Source organism: Acidisphaera rubrifaciens HS-AP3 (assembly GCF_000964365.1).
GTDB lineage: Bacteria > Pseudomonadota > Alphaproteobacteria > Acetobacterales > Acetobacteraceae > Acidisphaera > Acidisphaera rubrifaciens.
Map to the genome: position 1 here is coordinate 1 of NZ_BANB01000972.1, position 597 is coordinate 597.

Below are 597 nucleotides of genomic sequence, written 5' to 3' on the forward strand. Positions count from 1 at the left end.
GAGATGCTGCGGCTGGCCGAGGCCGCCGTGTTCGCCGCCGCCGGGCCGGTCGGGCCGCGGGCGCTGACGCAGGTGTTGCCGGCGGAGGCCGACGCTGACGCGGTGATCGCGGCGCTCGCCGCCCGTTATGACGGCCGGGGGGTCGAACTCGTGCGGGTGGGCGGCGGGGTGATGTTCCGCACCGCCCCCGACCTCGCCCCCGCGCTGCGCCGGGTGGTGCAGGTGCCGCGCCGCCTGCCGCGCGTGGCGATGGAGACGCTGGCGATCGTGGCCTATCATCAGCCGGTCACCCGCGCCGAGATCGAGGAGATACGCGGCGCGAGCCTGGGGCAGGCGACGCTCGACGCGCTGCTGGAAGCCGGGCTGATCATGCCGAAGGGGCGGCGGGAGAGCCCCGGACGACCTACATTATGGGGTACGACGCCAGCCTTCCTGGCGCAGTTCGGCCTGCCGGACCTGCGTGCCCTGCCGCGGCGCGAGGATCTGCTGGTCGAGCCGGTGGTGGCCGGCGCGCCGGCGGATGCCCCGACCGACGAGGCGCCGGCGGAGGAGGGACCGGTGGACGCGGCCCACGCCGAAGGCGCGCCCGCCGAGGGC

1 protein-coding gene is annotated in these 597 nt (G+C 76.5%); it reads left to right on the plus strand.

Features of this window, described 5'->3' with window-relative positions:
- Nucleotides 1–3: 3 nt before the first annotated feature.
- Nucleotides 4–597 (plus strand): SMC-Scp complex subunit ScpB (scpB, locus tag B8460_RS19450; protein ID WP_084623943.1); only part of this gene is annotated, 594 nt, incomplete at its 3' end.